At 48.8% G+C, this 19,572-nt stretch carries 10 protein-coding genes; 9 read left to right on the top strand and 1 reads right to left on the bottom strand.

Annotated features, from left to right (window positions below; all coding sequences use genetic code 11):
- Positions 1-212 precede the first annotated feature (212 nt).
- Positions 213-1,577, top strand: coding sequence for an MFS transporter (locus tag KTH90_RS15160; protein WP_158354072.1), 1,365 nt, complete (start codon positions 213-215; stop codon positions 1,575-1,577).
- A gap of 872 nt (positions 1,578-2,449) precedes the next feature.
- Here KTH90_RS15160 and KTH90_RS15155 read toward each other — a convergent pair.
- Complete coding sequence (locus KTH90_RS15155) at positions 2,450-3,088, bottom strand: hypothetical protein (RefSeq protein WP_158354071.1); 639 nt, start codon at positions 3,086-3,088, stop codon at positions 2,450-2,452.
- A gap of 477 nt (positions 3,089-3,565) precedes the next feature.
- On the opposite strand from KTH90_RS15155, the gene proB reads away from it, so the two are divergent.
- The 8 genes from proB (at position 3,566) to KTH90_RS15115 (ending at position 19,340) form a co-directional block, all read left to right on the top strand.
- Entirely contained in the window at positions 3,566-4,411 is an 846-nt protein-coding gene (gene proB, locus KTH90_RS15150) for a glutamate 5-kinase (RefSeq protein ID WP_158354070.1), read from the top strand.
- 11 nt (positions 4,412-4,422) lie between these two features.
- Positions 4,423-4,644 carry a DUF896 domain-containing protein gene (locus KTH90_RS15145; RefSeq protein ID WP_238727011.1) on the top strand — a complete coding sequence of 74 codons (222 nt, stop codon included), beginning with the start codon at positions 4,423-4,425 and terminating at the stop codon, positions 4,642-4,644.
- Positions 4,622-5,182, top strand: a complete 561-nt coding sequence (locus KTH90_RS15140) for a 5-formyltetrahydrofolate cyclo-ligase (RefSeq protein WP_238727010.1) — start codon at positions 4,622-4,624, stop codon at positions 5,180-5,182. The genes KTH90_RS15145 and KTH90_RS15140 overlap by 23 nt, the downstream gene beginning before the upstream one ends.
- Positions 5,183-5,253: 71 nt before the next feature.
- Positions 5,254-6,498, top strand: a complete 1,245-nt coding sequence (locus tag KTH90_RS15135) for a glutamate-5-semialdehyde dehydrogenase (protein ID WP_158354069.1) — start codon at positions 5,254-5,256, stop codon at positions 6,496-6,498.
- Between the two features lie 235 nt (positions 6,499-6,733).
- On the top strand, positions 6,734-7,651 hold the full coding sequence (locus tag KTH90_RS15130; protein ID WP_158354068.1) for a M14 family zinc carboxypeptidase: 918 nt from the start codon (positions 6,734-6,736) through the stop codon (positions 7,649-7,651).
- Between the two features lie 573 nt (positions 7,652-8,224).
- On the top strand, positions 8,225-10,336 hold the full coding sequence (locus KTH90_RS15125; protein WP_158354067.1) for a glycoside hydrolase family 36 protein: 2,112 nt from the start codon (positions 8,225-8,227) through the stop codon (positions 10,334-10,336).
- A gap of 111 nt (positions 10,337-10,447) precedes the next feature.
- Positions 10,448-11,563 carry an aldose epimerase family protein gene (locus KTH90_RS15120; RefSeq protein ID WP_158354066.1) on the top strand — a complete coding sequence of 372 codons (1,116 nt, stop codon included), beginning with the start codon at positions 10,448-10,450 and terminating at the stop codon, positions 11,561-11,563.
- A 121-nt stretch (positions 11,564-11,684) separates the two neighbouring features.
- Positions 11,685-19,340: a carboxypeptidase regulatory-like domain-containing protein gene (locus KTH90_RS15115; RefSeq protein ID WP_158354065.1), complete on the top strand. Its 7,656-nt coding sequence runs from the start codon at positions 11,685-11,687 to the stop codon at positions 19,338-19,340.
- The last annotated feature ends 232 nt before the right edge of the window (positions 19,341-19,572 follow it).

Raw genomic sequence — 19,572 nt, 5'->3', positions numbered from 1 at the left:
TGAGTATAATTGATGAGTTCATTATATTTACCATAATAGAAGCACATAAGGAAACAATCAGCAAGAGGGAAAATAAAAGATGAAACTGGTAATTGTAAAAGCTCCATGCAGGGCTTAACCGGGCAATATTGCATGGAGCGATATAGGTAGTGTCCGGGCAGGCTTTGCATTCTTAATGAAACAGCTGTTAAAAAAATTAAGGAGCAATAGCCATGAAAGGACAAAAATTAAACAAACATCAAACAGGATTAACCAGCTTTATCATATTATGGATCAGTCAGAGCATCTCGGAGCTGGGCAGTGCCATGACCAGCTATGCGCTGGTGCTATGGGCTTACCAGCAGAAAGGAACCGCCATGAGCACGGCTTCCATGGCGTTCTTTTCCTACCTGCCCTACGTGCTGATCAGCTTCGCCGCGGGAACGCTGGCGGACAGATGGAAGAAGAAAAACATCATGCTGGTCTGCGACACCATAGCGGCCGCAGGAAGCGGCACGATTTTTCTTCTGCTGTGTACCAACAGCTTGCAGTTGTGGCATCTGTATCTGATCAATCTGCTGATTGGATGTATGAATGCGTTTCAACAGCCAGCTTCCATGGTAGCAGTGACCCTGCTGACACCGAAAAAATACTATTCCAATGTAAGCGGAATGCAGGCGATGTCCGCTTCCTGCGTCTCAATCCTGCAGCCGGCTCTGGCGACGGCTTTGATGGCATTCGGCGGGATTCAGACGGTTCTGGCGGCAGATCTGATCTCATTTGCCGTGGCATTTCTCACACTGGCCTTCCTGATCCACATACCGGAGATCCCGACAGAGATACCGGAGGCCCCGACAGAGATACCGGAGGCCTCAACTGTAAAAAAAGCGAAGAAAGAGGGATTCTGGCAAGACAGTATGGAGGGCATCCGCTATCTGAGAAAACGCCGTGGAATCTGGAAAATGATTCTGTTCTTCGCCCTGGTCAATCTGTTAGCCTCCATGGGAGGAAATGCGCTGATGCCGGCCCTAATCCTATCCAGAACGGCGAACAACACCAAGATTCTGGGGGCTGTATCGGCCTGTCTGGGATTTGGAACGCTGTGCGGCGGCCTTCTGGCCACCTTTGCAAAGCTGCCGGGCAGCCGGAGAAAAACGATCTTCTGGTCCTGCGGGATCTCCTTCCTGGCGTGTGACGTGCTGTGGTCAGTCGGCAGAAATCAAACCATGTGGTCGCTGGCGGCCTTTTTAGGAAATTTCCCGCTTCCCTTATTAAACGCCGGCATGTCCAGCGTAATGCGGGAACAGATACCGGTGGAGATGCAGGGACGTATATTTTCCACACAGGCGACATTCCAGTTTTTCACAATACCGGCGGGTTATCTGCTGGGTGGAATCCTGGCGGACTACATATTCGAGCCATGGATGGCTTATTCATCCCCCACCCAATCACGAATAAGTCTTTTGGTAGGCAGCGGAAAAGGTTCCGGTATCGCTCTGATCTTCCTGCTCACAGGACTCACAGGATTCTGTATCAATATGGCGGCCCTGAAAGACCGGGATTACCTGGAGCTGGACCGGCGTCCGGAAGAATCCTGAGTATACCCGAAGTAAAAAGGAGGGGCATTCCTTATGATACGAAAGCACTGGCGGTCAGCCGTGGTACCACCTGGATTCAGCCGGAGCGAATCTGGCAGGAGGACATACCGGTGGTGCCGGAGAGCGGATTTTATAGAAAAGGCTGATGGTCTGGGGATAATTAGATTAGGGCCGGAGCGGGCAGGCGCAAGGAGCGGTTCCGGGGGGAGACGGCCCACAAGTGCGGGAGGCAAAACGCATTGGCAGATCTAAGAACAGGTAACCCCGATGGCGGGAGAGTTTCTTAAAAGAGGATACCGTTAACGGTATCCTCTATATATTGGGAAAAGTACAACTTTTATAATACTACCATGAAAGAGTTACATAGCTGATGGTAAAGGGATCGGAGGAACGATTATTAAATGACATACAGACATTGCCATTTACAGGAGCTAAAGCCCAAGTATCTCGACCGTTGCTGGTTCCAGTATAACTAGGTAAAGCAACGGATCCAACCGACCATGTATATCTGTGTGCTGCAGATCTGTTTAATCGATAGCTAAGATTCATTTTTGTGTCTTTATATGCATACACTTGCGCACAATTGAATGCTACGGTCTCTCCGCTCCCTAATGTGACAGGTCCATAACTTACCTTTGGCTGAGGATAATAGCTATTTGGAAACATGCCATATTCTTTTACTTGACCATCATTTGAGTATATTGTGTATGTAAAATACTTGGGCGGATCATTGGATGTTTCCGATGCGAAAGCTGTTGAGGATAAAAGGATACAAAAAATACTTAGTAGACTTACAAATCTAATGAGTAATTTGCACTTCATCTTAAAATCTCCTTTCATAAATTGGATTCACAATGTTTTTAAGCAAATATTTAATGTTTATCAACAGTAATTTCTCCGCCCTTAAGAGTAATTGATTCTGTACTTCCCCCAATCATATACAAATAGTATTCTCCCGAGTTGTCGGCTGTAAAAGAATATGATCCTTGTAAATCGTTATCCTGTTCCCCACTATTTAATACTTTGTTATATATAGTACCGATTTCAATAACCTGATCGCCTATTTCAGATTGGTATTTTTCATATATGACATTTATCTTATTCCCCTTTTCTAAATTCCATCCTTTGCCGTCATTGGTGAATATCACTACATTTGAATTAAAAAACATAATCTCAGGTATTTTGTAAACTCCATTTTCTTCGTTTGTATCAAAAGCTGAAATTGCAGTAGGCATGAAATCTTTATTATAAAATTTATTAACATAACTACTTTGTGCTGCAGATTGAGATGATTGACCTTTAGACTCGACTATGTTATTTTCTGCATCTGTAATAACATAACCCGTATCATAATTGGCAGTATTTATTTTACCAATCATATTTTTATTTCGAGATGTTATTAACTGTGGAACGGGTTCTAACACCTGATTTTTATTACTTGTGGTCATAATTAAAATCCCACCAATAACAACAATCACTAATACACAAACAATTAAAGTTGTCTTTTTCAATAAAATCATCCTTTCAAAATTCGTATACCAATTTTTGAAACACACATAATCTAAGTACATAGTATCATAATAAGAAACTATACAAAACAAATAATGTACAAAAGACAATTTCTTTTATTTTTATTACTCATATAATATTTGCTCGTAGTATTTAATTAGGAAGTAACAAAGATGAAGTGATGAATTGAATTAAGAAATCTGCTAAAATATTGGTACCAGAGCTAGTAAAACCAGACAGGTAATAATAACCTCTGACTATATATTACTCCATATAAAATATATTTGTTTAGTATGTCTTTTAAGTCACTTAAAAAGGTCCTGTAATTTGGAATAAAATTACAATCAAAATATTTTTAACTCTCCGAGTTAAGCAACCGTAAAAAAATCTTCTCAGGGCTTGCAGGATCCCGCATTTAAGGTTATGATGGAAAATACAGAAAAAGTCAGCAGTGACTAAAAGATATGAGGGATATAGCGGTGAACTACAGAGAACAATTAAAGGACAGACAGAGAATCGTAATTAAAATAGGGAGTTCTTCCTTAACGCATCCCACGACCGGTAATCTGAATCTGATCAAACTGGAAAAACTGATCCGGGAACTGGTGGATCTTCGAAATCAGGGAAAGGATATCATACTGGTATCCTCCGGAGCGATCGCAGTGGGGAAGAAAGCGGCGGGCTTAAAGGATCGGCCGGACCGGATCGCACAGAAGCAGGCCTGCGCGGCTATCGGGCAGTGCCGGCTGATGATGACGTATCAGAAACTGTTCGGCGAGTATAATCAGATCGCAGCCCAGATTCTGATGACCAAGAATACGATGCTAGAGGAAGCTACCCGGGTAAATGCCCATAATACATTCCAGGAATTGCTGAATATGGGTGTGATCCCGATTGTCAATGAAAATGACACGGTTTCTACCTATGAGATGCGTTTTGGAGATAATGACACGCTGTCCGCTATCGTTGCGGCTTTGGTGGAGGCGGATCTGCTGATCCTGCTTTCTGATATCGACGGGCTTTTTACCGACGATCCCCATAAAACCAGCAAGGCTACGTTTATCGATATGGTGGATCATATGGATGAACGGCTGATGCAGATGGGGAAAGCGTCGACCGGTACGAATGTAGGGACCGGCGGCATGGTCACCAAACTGACTGCGGCCAGGATCGCGACAGAGTCCGGAGCCGATATGGTGATCGCTAACGGCAAGGATGTCCATGTCATACATAGAATAATGGAAGGAAAGCAATTCGGCACGTTATTCGTAGCCCACAGAAAAGAGGAGTTTTCTCTGGCGGACTATGTGGAGGCCGGTTACTAGGTGATTGTAATATGGATGAGGCAAAGATAACCAGAATTAACGTGCTTTACCGGAAGTCTAAGGCGGAAGGACTTACCCAGCAGGAGTTGAAAGAGCAGACGGCGCTTCGGCAGGAATATCTGGAGGCAATCCGCGGTAACCTGCGGGGGCAGCTGAACAATATTTCGATCCAGGAAAAAGACGGCTCTATCACGGATCTGGGTGAGAAGTATGGCAGAAAAAAAGGAAATTAGACAAACCATATTAAAGAGCAGAGAGCAGATGCCGGCGGACGATTGGCGCCGGTTCAGCGACCGTATCTGTGCATCGGTGATGGAGCTGCAAGCGTACGGGCAGGCAAAGTGTCTGCTGCTGTACGTGAACTTCGGCAGGGAGGTGGATATGCGGCCCCTGTTTCAGGACGCGTGGAAGAAGGGAAAGCGCACCGCGGTGCCGAAGGTTCTGGGGGATGGACGTATGGAATTTTATGTGATACGGGATTTCCGGGAACTGCGGCCGGGTTTTAAAGGAATTCTGGAGCCGGTGGAAGGGATGATGGTTACGCCGGTGGAACATGTATTTATGATTATGCCGGGCGTGGCTTTTGATCAGGAGGGCGGCCGTATCGGCTATGGGAAGGGATTCTATGACCGGTATCTCGCGTTACATCCTAACCTTTTGAGGGCAGCGGTCAGTTTTGAGAGTCAGATTGTGCCACGGATACCGTCTGGCCCTTATGATATGAGGCCGGACTGGCTGATTACCGAAGCCAGGACGATACGGATAGAATGAAATTTATATAAATTTATTTTTAAAATATGAAGCTATGTCAATGTATTTACTTAGAAAAAGGAGGAGCCCAGATGAGATTAATGGAAATCGGACAACGGGCCAGAAATGCGGAACCTGTTCTGCGGACCCTGTCGATCGATAAGAAGAACCGGATACTGGAGAAGGTAGCGGCGGCATTGACTGCGCAGCAGCAGATGATATTAGAGGCCAACGAAGCAGATGTGGAAAATGCGAAAGCGGCTGGTATGAAGGCCGGGCTAGTAGACCGGCTTCAGCTTACCAAGGACAGGATCGCGGGAATGGCGGAAGGGCTTCTGCAGCTGGTGAATCTGGAGGACCCCATAGGAGAAGTGATCTCCATGAAACCGCGGCCCAACGGGCTGCTGATCGGGCAGAAGCGGGTTCCGCTGGGGGTGATCGGAATTATCTACGAATCCAGGCCCAATGTGACCGCCGATGCGTTCGGTCTGTGCTTTAAGACCGGAAACGTAGTGATCCTGCGGGGAGGAAGCGACGCGATTCATTCCAATATGGCCATTGTCGCCTGCATTCGGGAGGCCTTGGAGGACGGAGGCGTTCCCGGGGATGCGATCCAGCTGATAGAGGATACCAGCAGGGAGACGGCTGCTGCCTTTATGAAATTAAATCCGTATGTGGATGTGCTGATTCCCAGAGGCGGCGCGGGGCTGATCAGGACTGTAGTGGAACAGAGCACGATTCCCGTGATCCAGACCGGTACGGGAAACTGCCATATCTATGTGGACGAATCGGCGGATCTTGAGATGGCGGTGAATATCGTTAACAATGCGAAAACCCAGAGAATCGGTGTCTGCAACGCATGTGAATCCCTGGTGGTACATGAGGCTGTGGTGGATCAGTTCATGCCCATATTAAAAAGAAAACTGGCCGAAAAGAATGTAGAGATACGCGCGGATGAGAGGGCACGTCAGGCCGAGCCTGATCTGGCCTGCGCGTCTGAAGAGGACTACGGGACAGAATATCTGGACTATATCATAAGTGTGAAGACCGTGTCCGGCATCGATGAGGCGATTGCCCACATCAATAAATATAATACAAAACATTCTGAGGCGATTATCACGAAAGATTACCACAATGCCCAGAAATTTTTAAATGAGATCGACGCGGCTGCTGTCTATGTCAACGCGTCCACCCGGTTTACCGACGGGTTTGAGTTCGGTTACGGAGCGGAGATCGGGATCAGCACCCAGAAGCTGCACGCCAGAGGGCCGATGGGATTACAGGCGCTGACCACGACTAAGTTTATTATTTATGGTGACGGACAGATCCGCGAATAAGTTACTTTTTTATCGCTATGAGCACTTAGCGGCTGTTTTTTAGCCGCTTACGTGCGATGCATGAAAAATAGTCAGCGAGGTATTGTCGAGCGCTACTATTTTTTATCGCTATGAGCACTTAGCGGCTGTTTTTTAACATATGTTAATTTTTAATCATAAGTTGGAATCCTCCCACATATAATGTTTTGAAGGCCAAGCCTTACAAAACAAACGATATGTTCGGGAGGGTTCTTATTTGGTACAGTTGAATAAAACTTATACTTATGAAGAAATGATGGAACGGCTGAATGATCTGGGCAGGGACTACCGGTCTCTGATTCAGATCCAGGTGATCGGGCATAGCCATGATGAACGAAAAATTCCGATGATCCGGCTTGGCAATGGAGAGAAGACACTGATCTGTACGGCCGGGGTCCATGGCAGAGAGACGATTAACCCGGTTTTGATGATTAAGATGATCGAAGAGTACTGCGAAGCATACGAAAAACGGATGAAAATCGGTGAATATGACGTGTTTGATCTGTTGAATGGCTATGAAATCAGCTTTATTCCATTGCTGAACCCGGATGGTTATGAGATCGCGCTGCATGGATTTGATCAGATCCGCAATCCGATTCTCAGGCAGGCGGCAAAGATGATGAATATTCCTCATGAAGATTGGAAATATAATGCCCGGGGAGTGGATATCAACCGGAATTTTCCATCCCGCTCCTATGTGCAGCAGCGTCCCAACGAGATGCCGCTCAGCGAGGCGGAAAGCCGTTTGCTGGTCACCGTGTTTCAGACGGCTCCGTCCATTGGCTATCTGGATTTTCATTCCAGAGGGAAGATCATCTATTATTACCGGGGGGCAATGTCAGGTCTGTATAACCAGAGACAGCGCCGGATCGCAAAGCGGCTTTCGAATATATCCAAATATTCCATGGGCAAGAAGGAAGAGGAGATGCTGACTAATATAAGCGGCGGCAACACGGTTCATTATTATTCCGAATATATCGGCAAGCCTGCGATTACAGTGGAGACGGTGGAGGAGGAAGCAGGTTTCCCGCTGGACATCCGCTATCAGGAGGAAGCATGGGAGGAAATACATACCATACCGCTTGAAATCCTTCGTATTGAAAAATCAGAATCCCGAAGAAAGATGTTATATTAAAAAGTATTAGATGTTACCATTCACGGCCGATGGAGAGGGGACTGGCATCTTTCGGCAGTAAAGTCAAACCTAACAGTAACTACGTGGAGAAAGGGGCCTGTCCCCGGATGTTGACTAGAATAGCTCGGCATCCGGGGGAACTGGCGCTTTTTTGCTTGTATAGGCCGGCATCCGGGGACAGGCCCCTTTCTCCACGTAGTTACTGTTAGTGTTTGGCTTTACTGCCGAAAGGTGCCAGTCCCCTCTCCAACGGCCGTGAATACTAACTCTAAGAACAATTGTCTTAGATAAATTCGGACTTAGTATATTGACAGAATGAAAAATAAATGAGATTCTGGAGAAGATCCTACAGATTCCTGAAGACGGAAAAGGACTCTTTTGGATTATGTTTTGCGGCAGTGAGAATCTGCCGGTTTCTTTGAGAAGGGTGGTGGTCAGCAGACATGTATAAGACCGGATTTTGCACTTAGCCTGAAGTGGGAACAATCCGGGGTCGATTCGCGAATGAATGATTTAGAGTGAAAATAGGGACGGAAAAAATTCGTATTTACTTTTTATAGAAGGAGTTTAGCTATGCAGACTTACAAGTACATGTTAGGAAAAACACAGATTACCTATCTGGTAACGGACAAGGGAAGGACTTCCTTTGTTATGCTTCCGGCAGATGAGGCCGGCAAACTGGCTGTTAACTGGGACTCTGAGCCGGCAGCCGCCGATGCGGCGAACGAATATAACAAAGAGTGGAAGCCGGGAACGCTGGTACATCTGCATCTTAGACATCACAAACGGAGTCTGGGAAATGGTTCCACCATGAAGTATTCAGAAAGCACGGACCAGCTCCGGTTTGAAAGACAGTGGGAGGAAACGCAGAACTCACAGACCAGGATCATTACGGTTCTGGCATCGCCGGAGAATTATAAAGTGATACATACGCTGACCTGGACACACGGGCAGACAGCGATTTTCTGTGAGACCGAATTTGTGAATGAGAGCGGCAGGAGTATGGTGCTTGAGATGCTGAGCAGTTTTTGCCTGGAGAATTTAAGCCCTTGTCAGAAGGACTCAGATCAGACGGATAAACTGGCTCTTCACAGATTCCGCGGCAGCTGGGCACTGGAGGGAATGCACACAGCGCAGAATATCGAAGAACTGGGCCTTCAGAAAGCCTGGTGCTCTCCGTTTCCGAAAAGTGAGAAGTTCGGTTCGATCGGAAGCTGGACCACCCAGACCTATTTTCCAACAGCCGCGGTGGAGGACCGGGAACATCATCTGTTCTGGGCTGCGGCTCTGGAGTATAACGCTTCCTGGCAGATGGAGCTTTCCAGGGATGGAGATACACTGTCTTTCAGCGGCGGCATCGCCGATGAAGAAAAGGGCGCCTGGTCGAAGACCGTGCGGCCCGGAGAACATTTCTGCGCACCCAGGGCATATGTGGCCGTTGTTAAGGGAGATATCTATGAGGCCTGCCAGAGCCTGACCAGGCTAGAGAACATTGCCGCAGATGCCTATGGCGAACAGGGACTGCCGGTGATTTTCAATGAGTACTGTGCTTCCTGGGGCAATCCCACCCAGGAAAAAGTGCTCCAGTTTGCCCAAACCATAAAGGGGAAAGGAATTCGGTATCTGGTCATCGACGCAGGCTGGAGCAAAGACAGTCAGGAACAGCTGGGGAATGGGGAATGGCTGGTAGACACCAAACGGTTTCCCGATATGAAAGAGATGAACCGGAAGCTTCGGGAGGATGGGTTTGTTCCCGGAATCTGGTTGGAATTCGAAGTGACAACCATGGGATCCCGGGTGTATGAAAAAGAATACGACCCGATGCATCTGAAAAGAAACGGCGTGGTGATACATAACGGTCCCTATCGGACCTACTGGGATTTTACGAATTCAAAAGTGACAGATTATCTGCGTGCGCATGTCATTGATATGCTGAAGGAATATGATTTCGGCTATCTGAAGGTGGACTATAACGGGAACATAGGTATGGGCTGTGACTGCGGCGAGAGCCTGGGAGAGGGCTTACGCAGACAGATGCAGGGGGTGCGTGATTTCTTTATCCGGATGAAAAAGGAGATCCCGGAACTCATCATCGAAAACTGCGCGTCCGGCGGAAACCGGACGGAGCCGTCCATGCTGGCCGTCACGGCGATGACCTCCTTCTCAGATGCCCATGAGGCCAGGGAAATCCCTTACATTGCCGCCAATCTGCAGAACTTGGTATTGCCCAGGCAGAATCAGGTCTGGGCCGTTCTTCGAAAAGATCACACGAAGGAGCGGCTGGAGTACGGTGTGGCTGCGGGATTTTTAGGAAGGCTGTGTCTCTCAGGAGACATCGAACAGTTGTCAGAGGACCAGTGGCAAACCATATCCGACGGAATCAAGTTCTATCAGGGACTGGAACAGATCTTGAAAAACGGCGTTACCAGGATCTTCGGAAAGCGGAGCGCGTATATCCGGCATCCAAAGGGTACGCAGGCGGCGGTGAGAGCGAATGATAGGGAAATACTGATTGTCTGCCACGGTTTTGAGGATACGGACGATGAGTTCAGTATTCCGATAGAAAAAGGTTTTCAAACAGCCGGCAGATATGGAAGAGATATTTTCTGCGTGGAGGACGACCGGGTAATCGTGAAAAAGATGGAGGAATGGACGGCGGGAGCGGTCTATCTTATTAAAAAATAATACGGGACAAAGCAGGGCAGCGCTGTGTCCCGGTTCTCCAAAGAAAGGAACAGACCCTCCGCGGGCGGCAGCGGAGGGTCTATATGACTATGCATGGAAAGGATAAGGAAAATGGGGGTTACAGCAACATATGGATCGGATTCCCAGGTGACTTTGTACACTCTGGTGAATGAGAATAAAATGGAACTGACGGTCTGTGATTTGGGTGCAGTCCTGTACAGGCTGGTGGTACCGGACCGCAATGGAGAAATGCGGGACGTAGTGCTGGGTTATCAGGATCTGAACAATTACCGGTGCAATGATCCCGGACTGGGGGCGGTGATCGGGAGAAATGCAAACCGGATCAGCCATGCCTCCTTTACCCAAAACGGCCGTACATTCCGCCTGGATCAAAATGAGGGCGGCAACAACCTGCACAGCGGGTTTGACAGATATTTTGAACGGATGTGGGAGGCGGCAGCGGGCGGAACGGAAACGGAGCCGTCGGTTTCTTTTAAGCTGCACAGCCCTGATGGTGACCAGGGTTTCCCGGGCCAGGCAGATATTCAAGTCACTTATACATTGACAAAAGAAAATGAAGTAAAGATCTCTTATCATGCGATATCCGATCAGGACACCATATTCAATATGACGAATCACAGTTATTTTAACCTGTGTGGACACGACTCGGGGACGGTGGGGGATCATCTGCTATGGATCGATGCGGATGCCTATACACCGGCTGATCAGGCCTGTATCCCTACCGGTGGGATCTGCCCTGTGGAGGGAACGCCGATGGATTTCAGAGTTCCTAAGCGAATCGGACTGGAGATCGGCAGTGATGAGCAGGAATTGCGGTGGGGGTGTGGCTATAATCAGAATTTCGTGCTGAATGATCCGGGCAGTGGAAAGCCGTTTGCCATATTGGCCTGCCAGGAAAGCGGTATCTCCATGGAAATGTATACCGACCTGCCGGGGGTTCAGGTATATACGGGAAATTATCTGAACGGGGAGGTCGGAAAAGGCGGCTGCCGGTATGAGAAATGGGCCGGTGTCTGCTTTGAAACGCAGTATTTCCCGGATACGCCCAATAAGCCCGTATTTCCTACGAGTTTTGTAAAAGCTGGTACGGCGTATGAGGCTGACACCACCTATAAATTTCACACCATCAATTTTCCACATTATAATGGCTTTTTCGGTAAAAATGACCGAATCCAAGGTCCTTTTATCTTAAATAACAATAAATAACAACAAAATATAAAAAACTCCAATTCCTTTCCCGTTTTTTCTATAATGGACATAGTATTTCATGAAATGACTCTGAAATACAAAAAAAACCGATATGAAATAGCGAGAAAGGAGGATTTTTATGAAGGATGCGGATTCCAAAGGTCTTATAAAACATGGAAGAGAAATGTGCCGACGCTTGCTCAGACGCACCTTTACTGTATTAGTAGCCTGTGCCATGATAAGCAGTACGATGTTAACAAATTTGCAGGTTGCCTATGCAGGAGAAAATGTGAATAAGACGGAAGGAGGAGACATAGACGGGCCAGAGCAAATGCCGCAGGAATCCCAGGACGGTGTCCAAAACGTATCAGACGATATGGCTTCCACGGACGCGCAGGTAACGGCGCAGCCAGGAGACGAACCTCAGGCGGCCGGAACACCAGATCCGGCGAACGGGCCGGAAGCTACAGAATCACCAGCCCCGGAAAACGGGCCGGAAGCTACAGAATCACCGGTTCCGGCGGATAACCCGGAAGCTGCGGAATCGCCGGTTCCTGCAGATACACCAGAACCGACGGGTACCCCGGTACCAGATGGGACGACACCAAATGCGGATACCACAGATGCGGACGCACATTTGACCATTACAGAATTTAGTAATTGGAATCCGGATACTATTTGCGAAGTAACATTTAAAACACAGAGATCGGATCTTGGTTTACCAGAAGCTCTGGAAGCTTTGGTAACTTCCGTGCCGGAAGATGCGGATGCGGAACAGACAGGGAATGTGACCACGGAACCGAACACGATAAAAGTTCCGGTTCAGTGGAACTGTGATCATTATGACGGCACAGTGCTGGGAGACTATGTCTTTCAGGCAAGCCCTGTTGGGAATGTTCTGGCAGAACAGAACCTGTCACTGAAGGACGGCGTACTTTTCCCCACAGCGACGGTGCGGGTAGTGAGCGCGGGACCGGTGGTTCTGGAATCGGACCTGGGCGTAACCGTAACGGCGGATAACGAGGAGATCGTCGATCCCGATACCAGCTTAAACGTAGAAAAGAGCCAGGTGGCGGATGAAGTCCTGCAGGAACTGGCTGAAAAAGAAGAAAATATCAGCTATGACAATATGATCTATCAGAACCTGGATATCTCCCTTGAGATGGACGGGGAGCAGGTTCAGCCCGAAGGTCAGGTGGAGGTATCCATGGAGATCCCCGAGGGTATGGCGGAAGAAAATTTTGCCGTATATCATCTGGCGGAAGATGGAACGCTGACCAAAATGGAAGGCCGGGTCGAGGATGGAAAATATATTTTCCAGACCACCCATTTTTCTGATTACCTGGGGGTATCTACGCTGAATACCTCAGGCCCGGTTACTACATATAATGAACTGACCGCAGCGATCTCAGCGGCAAATCCCGGGGATACCATCACGATTCAGGGGGAAATCCCTCTCTCCTCACAGCTGAGCATCAGTAAGAAGCTGACGCTGACCGGGGGAACGATCTACAGAAGCTCAGACAGCGGGAAGATCAGTATTTATGGTGATGTGACTCTGGAGGGAATTATTATTGACGGGAAGGGGATATCTTCTTCATTAAACCTGATCCAGGTATTTCCAGGCGGGAACCTGGTCATTGAAAATGGGACATTTATTCAGAACCAGATGTCAACCGGTAATGGCCGTTCTGCTATATATGTCGGAGACGATACGGAGAGTGGGAATGCCGCATGTGTGATGAAGGACGGAAGTATTGTAAATAATACATCTGCAGCCCAGGGCGCCGGTGTTCTCGTGAAAAGCAATGGGACTTTCCACATGCAGGGCGGAGTTATTTCAGGAAACCGAACAACAGACGATAGTAACAATTATTCAGGCGCTGGTGTGTATAATCTGGGAAGCTTGTATCTGGAAGGCGGGCGTATCAGCGACAATCATGCAGCCGGATGGGGTGGAGGCATTTATAATACCTCGTACGCAAAGACATTTGCCATGACCGGTGGCATCATCGAAAGTTCCAACACTGCTACAAAGGGGAGCGGTGTATTCCACAGTGCACAGAACCAGGCCGGTGCGGAGTTCCATATTTCCGGTAATGCACAAGTGAACGCCGAGATTTATCTGGATTATAATAGCAGTACTGCGGATAAGTTTGCCTACCTGGATGGTCCTTTGAATTATACGATTACGATCAAGCCGTTAAATTATACGGAAGGCAAAGTGATCGCAAAAGTTTCGGATGCGATTACGGATGCTGCGACCATCAACAATATTCTCAACCAGTCGATCAAGAAAATCACGGTACCGGTAGTGGTATCGGGTTCGACTACTTCTGTGTGGTATACATACCTGGATGGCACATCCATTAAGATTACTCAGCAAAAACCGGATTACATAAAAGATCAGGTGTATGTGGATGGCCAGAACGGAAGTGACAGCACGGGAGACGGAACGAAAGATAATCCGGTACAAAGCTTTGACAAAGCCAAAGATTATCTGGATCATAACGGAACCATTATCGTAAAGGATCCGATCATAGTAGACAACGATCAGACGTGGGAATTACCGTCCGATGTCTATGGTGACGACTCGAAGGTGGTCATTGATACGGGCAGCGGGGAACCGGGGGTGGTTGTAAAGCCGGGCGGAACCCTGAACCTGGGTGACATCACGATCCAGAATCCCGGGGGCGATACGGTGATCGTAGTGGAAGGCGGTACGCTTAACACCAGCCCTGATACGACCCTGACCGGAAAAGACGGAACCGGAGTAGTGGAACATGTGCTGGATGTAACGGCGAAACTGTCCAATATTACGCATAACGGCCCGAGCTATGTTAACTCCGGGGAAGCTTACAGTACGACATTGACACCGGAAGCAGGCTACGAACTGCCGGATACGATTACGGTGGTGATGGGAACGGAGTTAGAGGCGGGAACCGGATATACCTATGATAAGACGAGCGGTGTGGTGTCGATCACTTCCGTGACGGCTTCTGTCACGATTACGGCGTCTGGAAATCCGATACCTGTTATGCTGACGGCAGTCCCGAACACCATATCGGGAAAAGTCCTGAAAGCGATTACCCCAGTGGAGCTTCAGGTGACCGGAGGAAGCGGGACGGCGGAACTTAGCATAACGGCGGGTACGCTGCCGGCGGGACTTACCCTGGAGAATGGCCGGATCGCCGGTACGCCCACAGAAACCGGAACGGGTACTGTGACGGTACAGGCCGCAGACGCCAACGGAACGACTGCCACGGTTCAGATATCCGTGGATATCCAGCCGTACCATGGAGAGATCACCGGTAAGGTAGCGGATGTGAATGGTCTGCCGCTGAATGGAGTCCAGGTAACATTAAAAGACGGCAGCGATCAAACGATCGGCAGCACTGTAACAAATGCTGACGGAGATTACAAAATCTCCGATCTGCCTGACGGAAGCTATACACTTACCGTACAAAAAGACACGGTTAGCAAAAACAGCTCCATTGGTATCAGCAATGACGGGGCAAATGTAACGGGTGACCGCAATTTTAAGCTGCCGGTGGGCGGCGCGGACTTAACCGGAACGGTTACGGATGTGAACAGCCAGGCAGTGGCGGGGGCGGAAGTTATTTTAAAAACAGCTCCGGATACGGAAGTTGGACGCTCTGCCACAGACGGTCAGGGGAAATATACATTCGCTAATGTCCCTGACGGCACCTATGAGATTACCGTCTCGAAAAATGGAAAAACAGATACATTTGAAGTAATAATCAGCAATAATGGACAGACAGCCGGCATGAAAGATGTGCAGCTGCTCATCGGCGGGGCTGATTTAACCGGAATAGTGACGGATGTCAATAAGCTGCCCGTTGAGGGAGCTGCAGTGGTTGTCAGCAGGAAGCCCGATAGCGAAGCGGGCCGCTTTACGACGGATTCAAGCGGCAGTTATACGATTACGAATCTGCCTGATGGAGAATATGTCATTACCGCAGAAAAAGACGGTACTACCGGGACGGCAAATGTAACGGTCAGTGCAAACGGCCAGAATGTGAGCGGAACCGGAAATGTGCAGCTGCCGTACGGCGGCGCGGACTTGTCTGGAAAAGTAATAGATATAAACGACCAGGCGGTGCCGGGAGCGGAAGTGGTATTAAAAACAAAAGCCGGAGCGGAGATTGGGCGATCGGTTACTGACGCTCAGGGAGATTATACATTCGCCCATATACCCGATGGAGCCTATGTGATCACCATTGAGAAAAACGGTGCAGCGGATACGTTTGAAGTAGGGATTAGCGGAAACGGGCTGACGGTAACCGGTATGAAAGATGTGCAGCTGCCTTTAGGCGGAGCCACATTAACCGGAACGGTTACGGATGTGAACGCCCGGCCGGCCAAAGGAGTGCTGGTCGTGATTACAGACAGCCTCGAAAAAGAGATCGGCCGCAGTACGACAGACGATCAGGGTAACTACACTATCGGCAATATCCCGGACGCAGCATATAAGATAACATTTGAAAAAGATGGTATTACCGGCACAGGAAACGTTACGATCAGCGGAAACGGGCAGAGTGTGATCGGAGATATGAATATGCAGCTGCCGGTGGGAGGCGCGGACTTAACCGGAACGGTTACGGATGTGAACAAGCAGCCGGTGAAAGATGCGGAAGTGATTTTAAAAGTGAAACCCGACACAGAAGCGGGACGTGTTACGACGAATGCCCATGGCTCTTATACATTTGCCAATGTACCTGACGGGACCTATGAGATTACAATCGGGAACCAGGGTACCACGGATCAGTTTGAAGTAGTGGTCAGCGCATATGGTCATACGGTAACCGGCATGAAAGATGTACAGCTGCCTATCGGCGGGGCCGAATTAAGCGGGAAAATCACAGATGTGAATAATAACGCAGTTGTTGGAGCGGAGGTAATCGTAAAAGATGGCTCCGGCAACGAAATTGGCCGTGATACGACAGACGGAAACGGAAGCTACATGATTCCCAATGTGCCGGACGGAACCCATACCATTACTGTGGTTAAAGATGGTACAACCGAAACGGAAACCATAGAAATCAGCCAAAATGGACAGACAGTAACCGGTGGCGGCAACATTCAGATCTTGTTTGGCGGAGCCAATGTAACCGGAACGATCACGGATGTGAACAAGCAGCCGGTCGAAGGAGCGGAAGTTGTGATCAAGGACAGCGAAGGAAACGAGCTGGGCCGGGACACGACAGACAGCAACGGGGATTACACGATTCCCAATGTGCCGGACGGAAATCATGATATCACCATCGAAAAGGACGGAAAGACCGAGACCGGAAAGGTCGAGATAAAAGACAACGGCAAGGATGTAAGCGGAGCCGGTGATGTACAGCTGCCGGTGGGCGGAGCTGATTTGACCGGAACGATCACAGATGTGAATAAGCAGCCGGTGGAAGGTGCCCAGGTCGTGGTAAAAGATGAAACCGGAAAAGAGATAGGCCGTGATACGACAGACAGCAATGGTGATTATACGATCCCTAATGTACCGGATGGAAAATATGATGTGACCGTAGAATCGGACGGAAAGACCGAGACCGGAAAGGTCGAGATTACCGGAAACGGACAGAACGTGAGCGGAACCGATGATGTACAGCTGCCGGTAGGCGGAGCGGACTTAACCGGTAAGGTTACGGACGTGAACGGGAATCCGGTTGAGGGCGCGGAAGTAGTAGTAAAAGATAACACCGGCAAAGAACTGGGGCATGATACAACGGACGTCAATGGGGACTATACGGTTCCCAATGTGCCGGACGGAACCCATGAAATCACGATCGAAAAAGACGGAAAGACGGAAACCGACCAGGTGGAAATCGGCAATAACGGACAGACAGTAACCGGTGGTGGTGACGCCCAGCTTCAGGTGGGCGGGGCAGACGTAACCGGAACGATCACGGATGTGAACGGTAAGCCGGTAGAAGGCGCCGAGGTCGTGGTAAAAGATGAAACCGGAAAAGAATTAGGCCGCGATACGACAGACGGCAACGGAGATTATACGATTCCCAATGTTCCCGATGGAACACATGACGTGACCATCGAAAAAGACGGTAAAACCGAGACGGGCAAAGTAGAGATCACCGGCAACGGCCAGAATGTATCCGGAACCGACGATGTGCAGCTGCCGGTAGGCGGAGCTGATGTAGGCGGTAACGTTACGGATGTAAACGGCAAACCGGTTGTGGGTGCCGAAGTAGTGATCAAGGATCAGGACGGAAAGGAACTGGGGAAGGATACGACAGACGCCAACGGCGATTATCAGATCCCCAATGTGCCTGACGGCAGCCATACGATTACCGTTGAAAAAGACGGTAAGACCGAGACTGGTTCGGTGGATATCGCCGGAGGAGGCCAGAATGTAGATGGAGATAAGAATGCCCAGATACAGGTAGGCGGAGCCAGTGTGGAAGGAACCATAACGGACAAGGACGGGAACCCGATCAGTGATGCAGAGGTAACCGTAAAAGATGAAAATGGTAAAGAGCTGGGCAAAGATAAGACGGACCAGAACGGCCATTACGAGATAACCAATATCCCGGACGGGGAGCATTCTCTGACAGTGGATAAGGATGGAAAAGCCAATACTTCCGATCTGAAAGTAGAAGGCGAGAAGGTAACTGAAGTAAATGGACAAAAGGGTGAGAAGCCTGACATCAGCACAAACCTTGGCGCTGAGATAAGCGGTACCCTGACGAATGATCAGAACGATCCCGTCAGCGGCGCGCAGATCACGGCAAAGGACGACAAAGGGACGACTCTGGATACGGACGTGACCGATGAAAATGGCCGGTACCATATAGAGAATCTGCCGGACGGGACCATCACGGTCACTATAACACACCCCAAATATCCGGAACACAGCATCCAGGTAGCCGTAAACGGCGGAAAAACAGACCTGACCGATGGTCTGCATATACAGAAGGATGCACAGGTGAAGGCTGCGGAAGATGCTATCCGCGCTCTGATCGATCCCAACACCAGCAGTGAGGCCCAGATTAGCGCTGCCAAGAGCCAGATCGCGCAGGCCAAAGAACTTTATGACGTGCTGGGCGGTAAACAAAGCCAGGTAGAAGATGAGCTGATTCGGAAACTGGATCAGTTAATCCGCAAGGCTGCCTCCTTAGAGGTAAACTTAGATATAAAAACAGCGGGAACCCAGGTCACACTTTTGGAGAACCCGGAAGATCTGATCGGATTAGTAGTCAGCTCCGAGGAACTCAATAACAGCAAATCCATCCAATTAGTCGTCACAGTAACCGCCATAGCGGCGGATGCAGCGGAAAAGCAGCAGATCCAGCAGGCGGCGGGCGGCAGAACAGTAGGTTCCTATTTCGACATTAGTCTGATAAAAAATATTACCTGGCAGGATGGAAGCCAGGAAAGCTTACTGGTCAGCAATGTTCCAAGAGAGATCGTATTTACCATTACGATTCCGGAAGGGATGCGGGGCGGCAAGGATTATGCCGTGGTTCGCTACCATGACGGTGTTGCGGAAGTATTACACACAACGCAGATTGGTGACACATTGAGATTCAGTTCCGACAAGTATTCCACTTATGCGATCATCTACACCCCGATCGAAAAGCATGATGTGCCGGATACCAAACATAACAATGATTCCCAGGGCAGCAGTTCTGACAGCCAGGTTTCAGCTGCGCAGACAGGGGATCAGACTCCGATAGGCCTGATGATGATGTTAAGCTTAGCAGGACTATTCGGTATAGCTACAATATTTACAAGAAAGAAGATAGTCAATCGCAAATAGTATCTAAAAATCAAAAGGGGACATGTCCATTTCAGTTTGGGACATGTCCCCTTTGATTTTTTGACGAATTGGACATGTCCCAAACCGGAATGGACATGTCCCCTTTCGGCCTTCGGCGGTTTTCTTAGACCCTTGACAAAAATGGGGCGGATGCTTATAATAGATTCAGTTGTAAAGACAACACAAAATCGCCAAAGCGCAGAAGAGAACAGTAGGATATGAGAACCATCCA

Origin of the sequence: Diplocloster modestus (assembly GCF_019042245.1) — a bacterium.
In the GTDB taxonomy this organism is placed as follows: Bacteria; Bacillota; Clostridia; order Lachnospirales; family Lachnospiraceae; genus Diplocloster; species Diplocloster modestus.
This window is presented reverse-complemented; position numbering and strand designations above follow the sequence as displayed.

What these genes read in the sequence shown, in the direction of transcription:
- KTH90_RS15120 (WP_158354066.1), top strand. Translation starts at nt 10,448, where the DNA reads ATGGGGGTTACAGCAACATATGGATCGGATTCCCAGGTGACTTTGTAC.
- KTH90_RS15135 (WP_158354069.1), top strand. Translation starts at nt 5,254, where the DNA reads ATGAGATTAATGGAAATCGGACAACGGGCCAGAAATGCGGAACCTGTT.
- KTH90_RS15125 (WP_158354067.1), top strand. Translation starts at nt 8,225, where the DNA reads ATGCAGACTTACAAGTACATGTTAGGAAAAACACAGATTACCTATCTG.
- KTH90_RS15140 (WP_238727010.1), top strand. Translation starts at nt 4,622, where the DNA reads ATGGCAGAAAAAAAGGAAATTAGACAAACCATATTAAAGAGCAGAGAG.
- KTH90_RS15115 (WP_158354065.1), top strand. Translation starts at nt 11,685, where the DNA reads ATGAAGGATGCGGATTCCAAAGGTCTTATAAAACATGGAAGAGAAATG.
- KTH90_RS15145 (WP_238727011.1), top strand. Translation starts at nt 4,423, where the DNA reads ATGGATGAGGCAAAGATAACCAGAATTAACGTGCTTTACCGGAAGTCT.
- KTH90_RS15160 (WP_158354072.1), top strand. Translation starts at nt 213, where the DNA reads ATGAAAGGACAAAAATTAAACAAACATCAAACAGGATTAACCAGCTTT.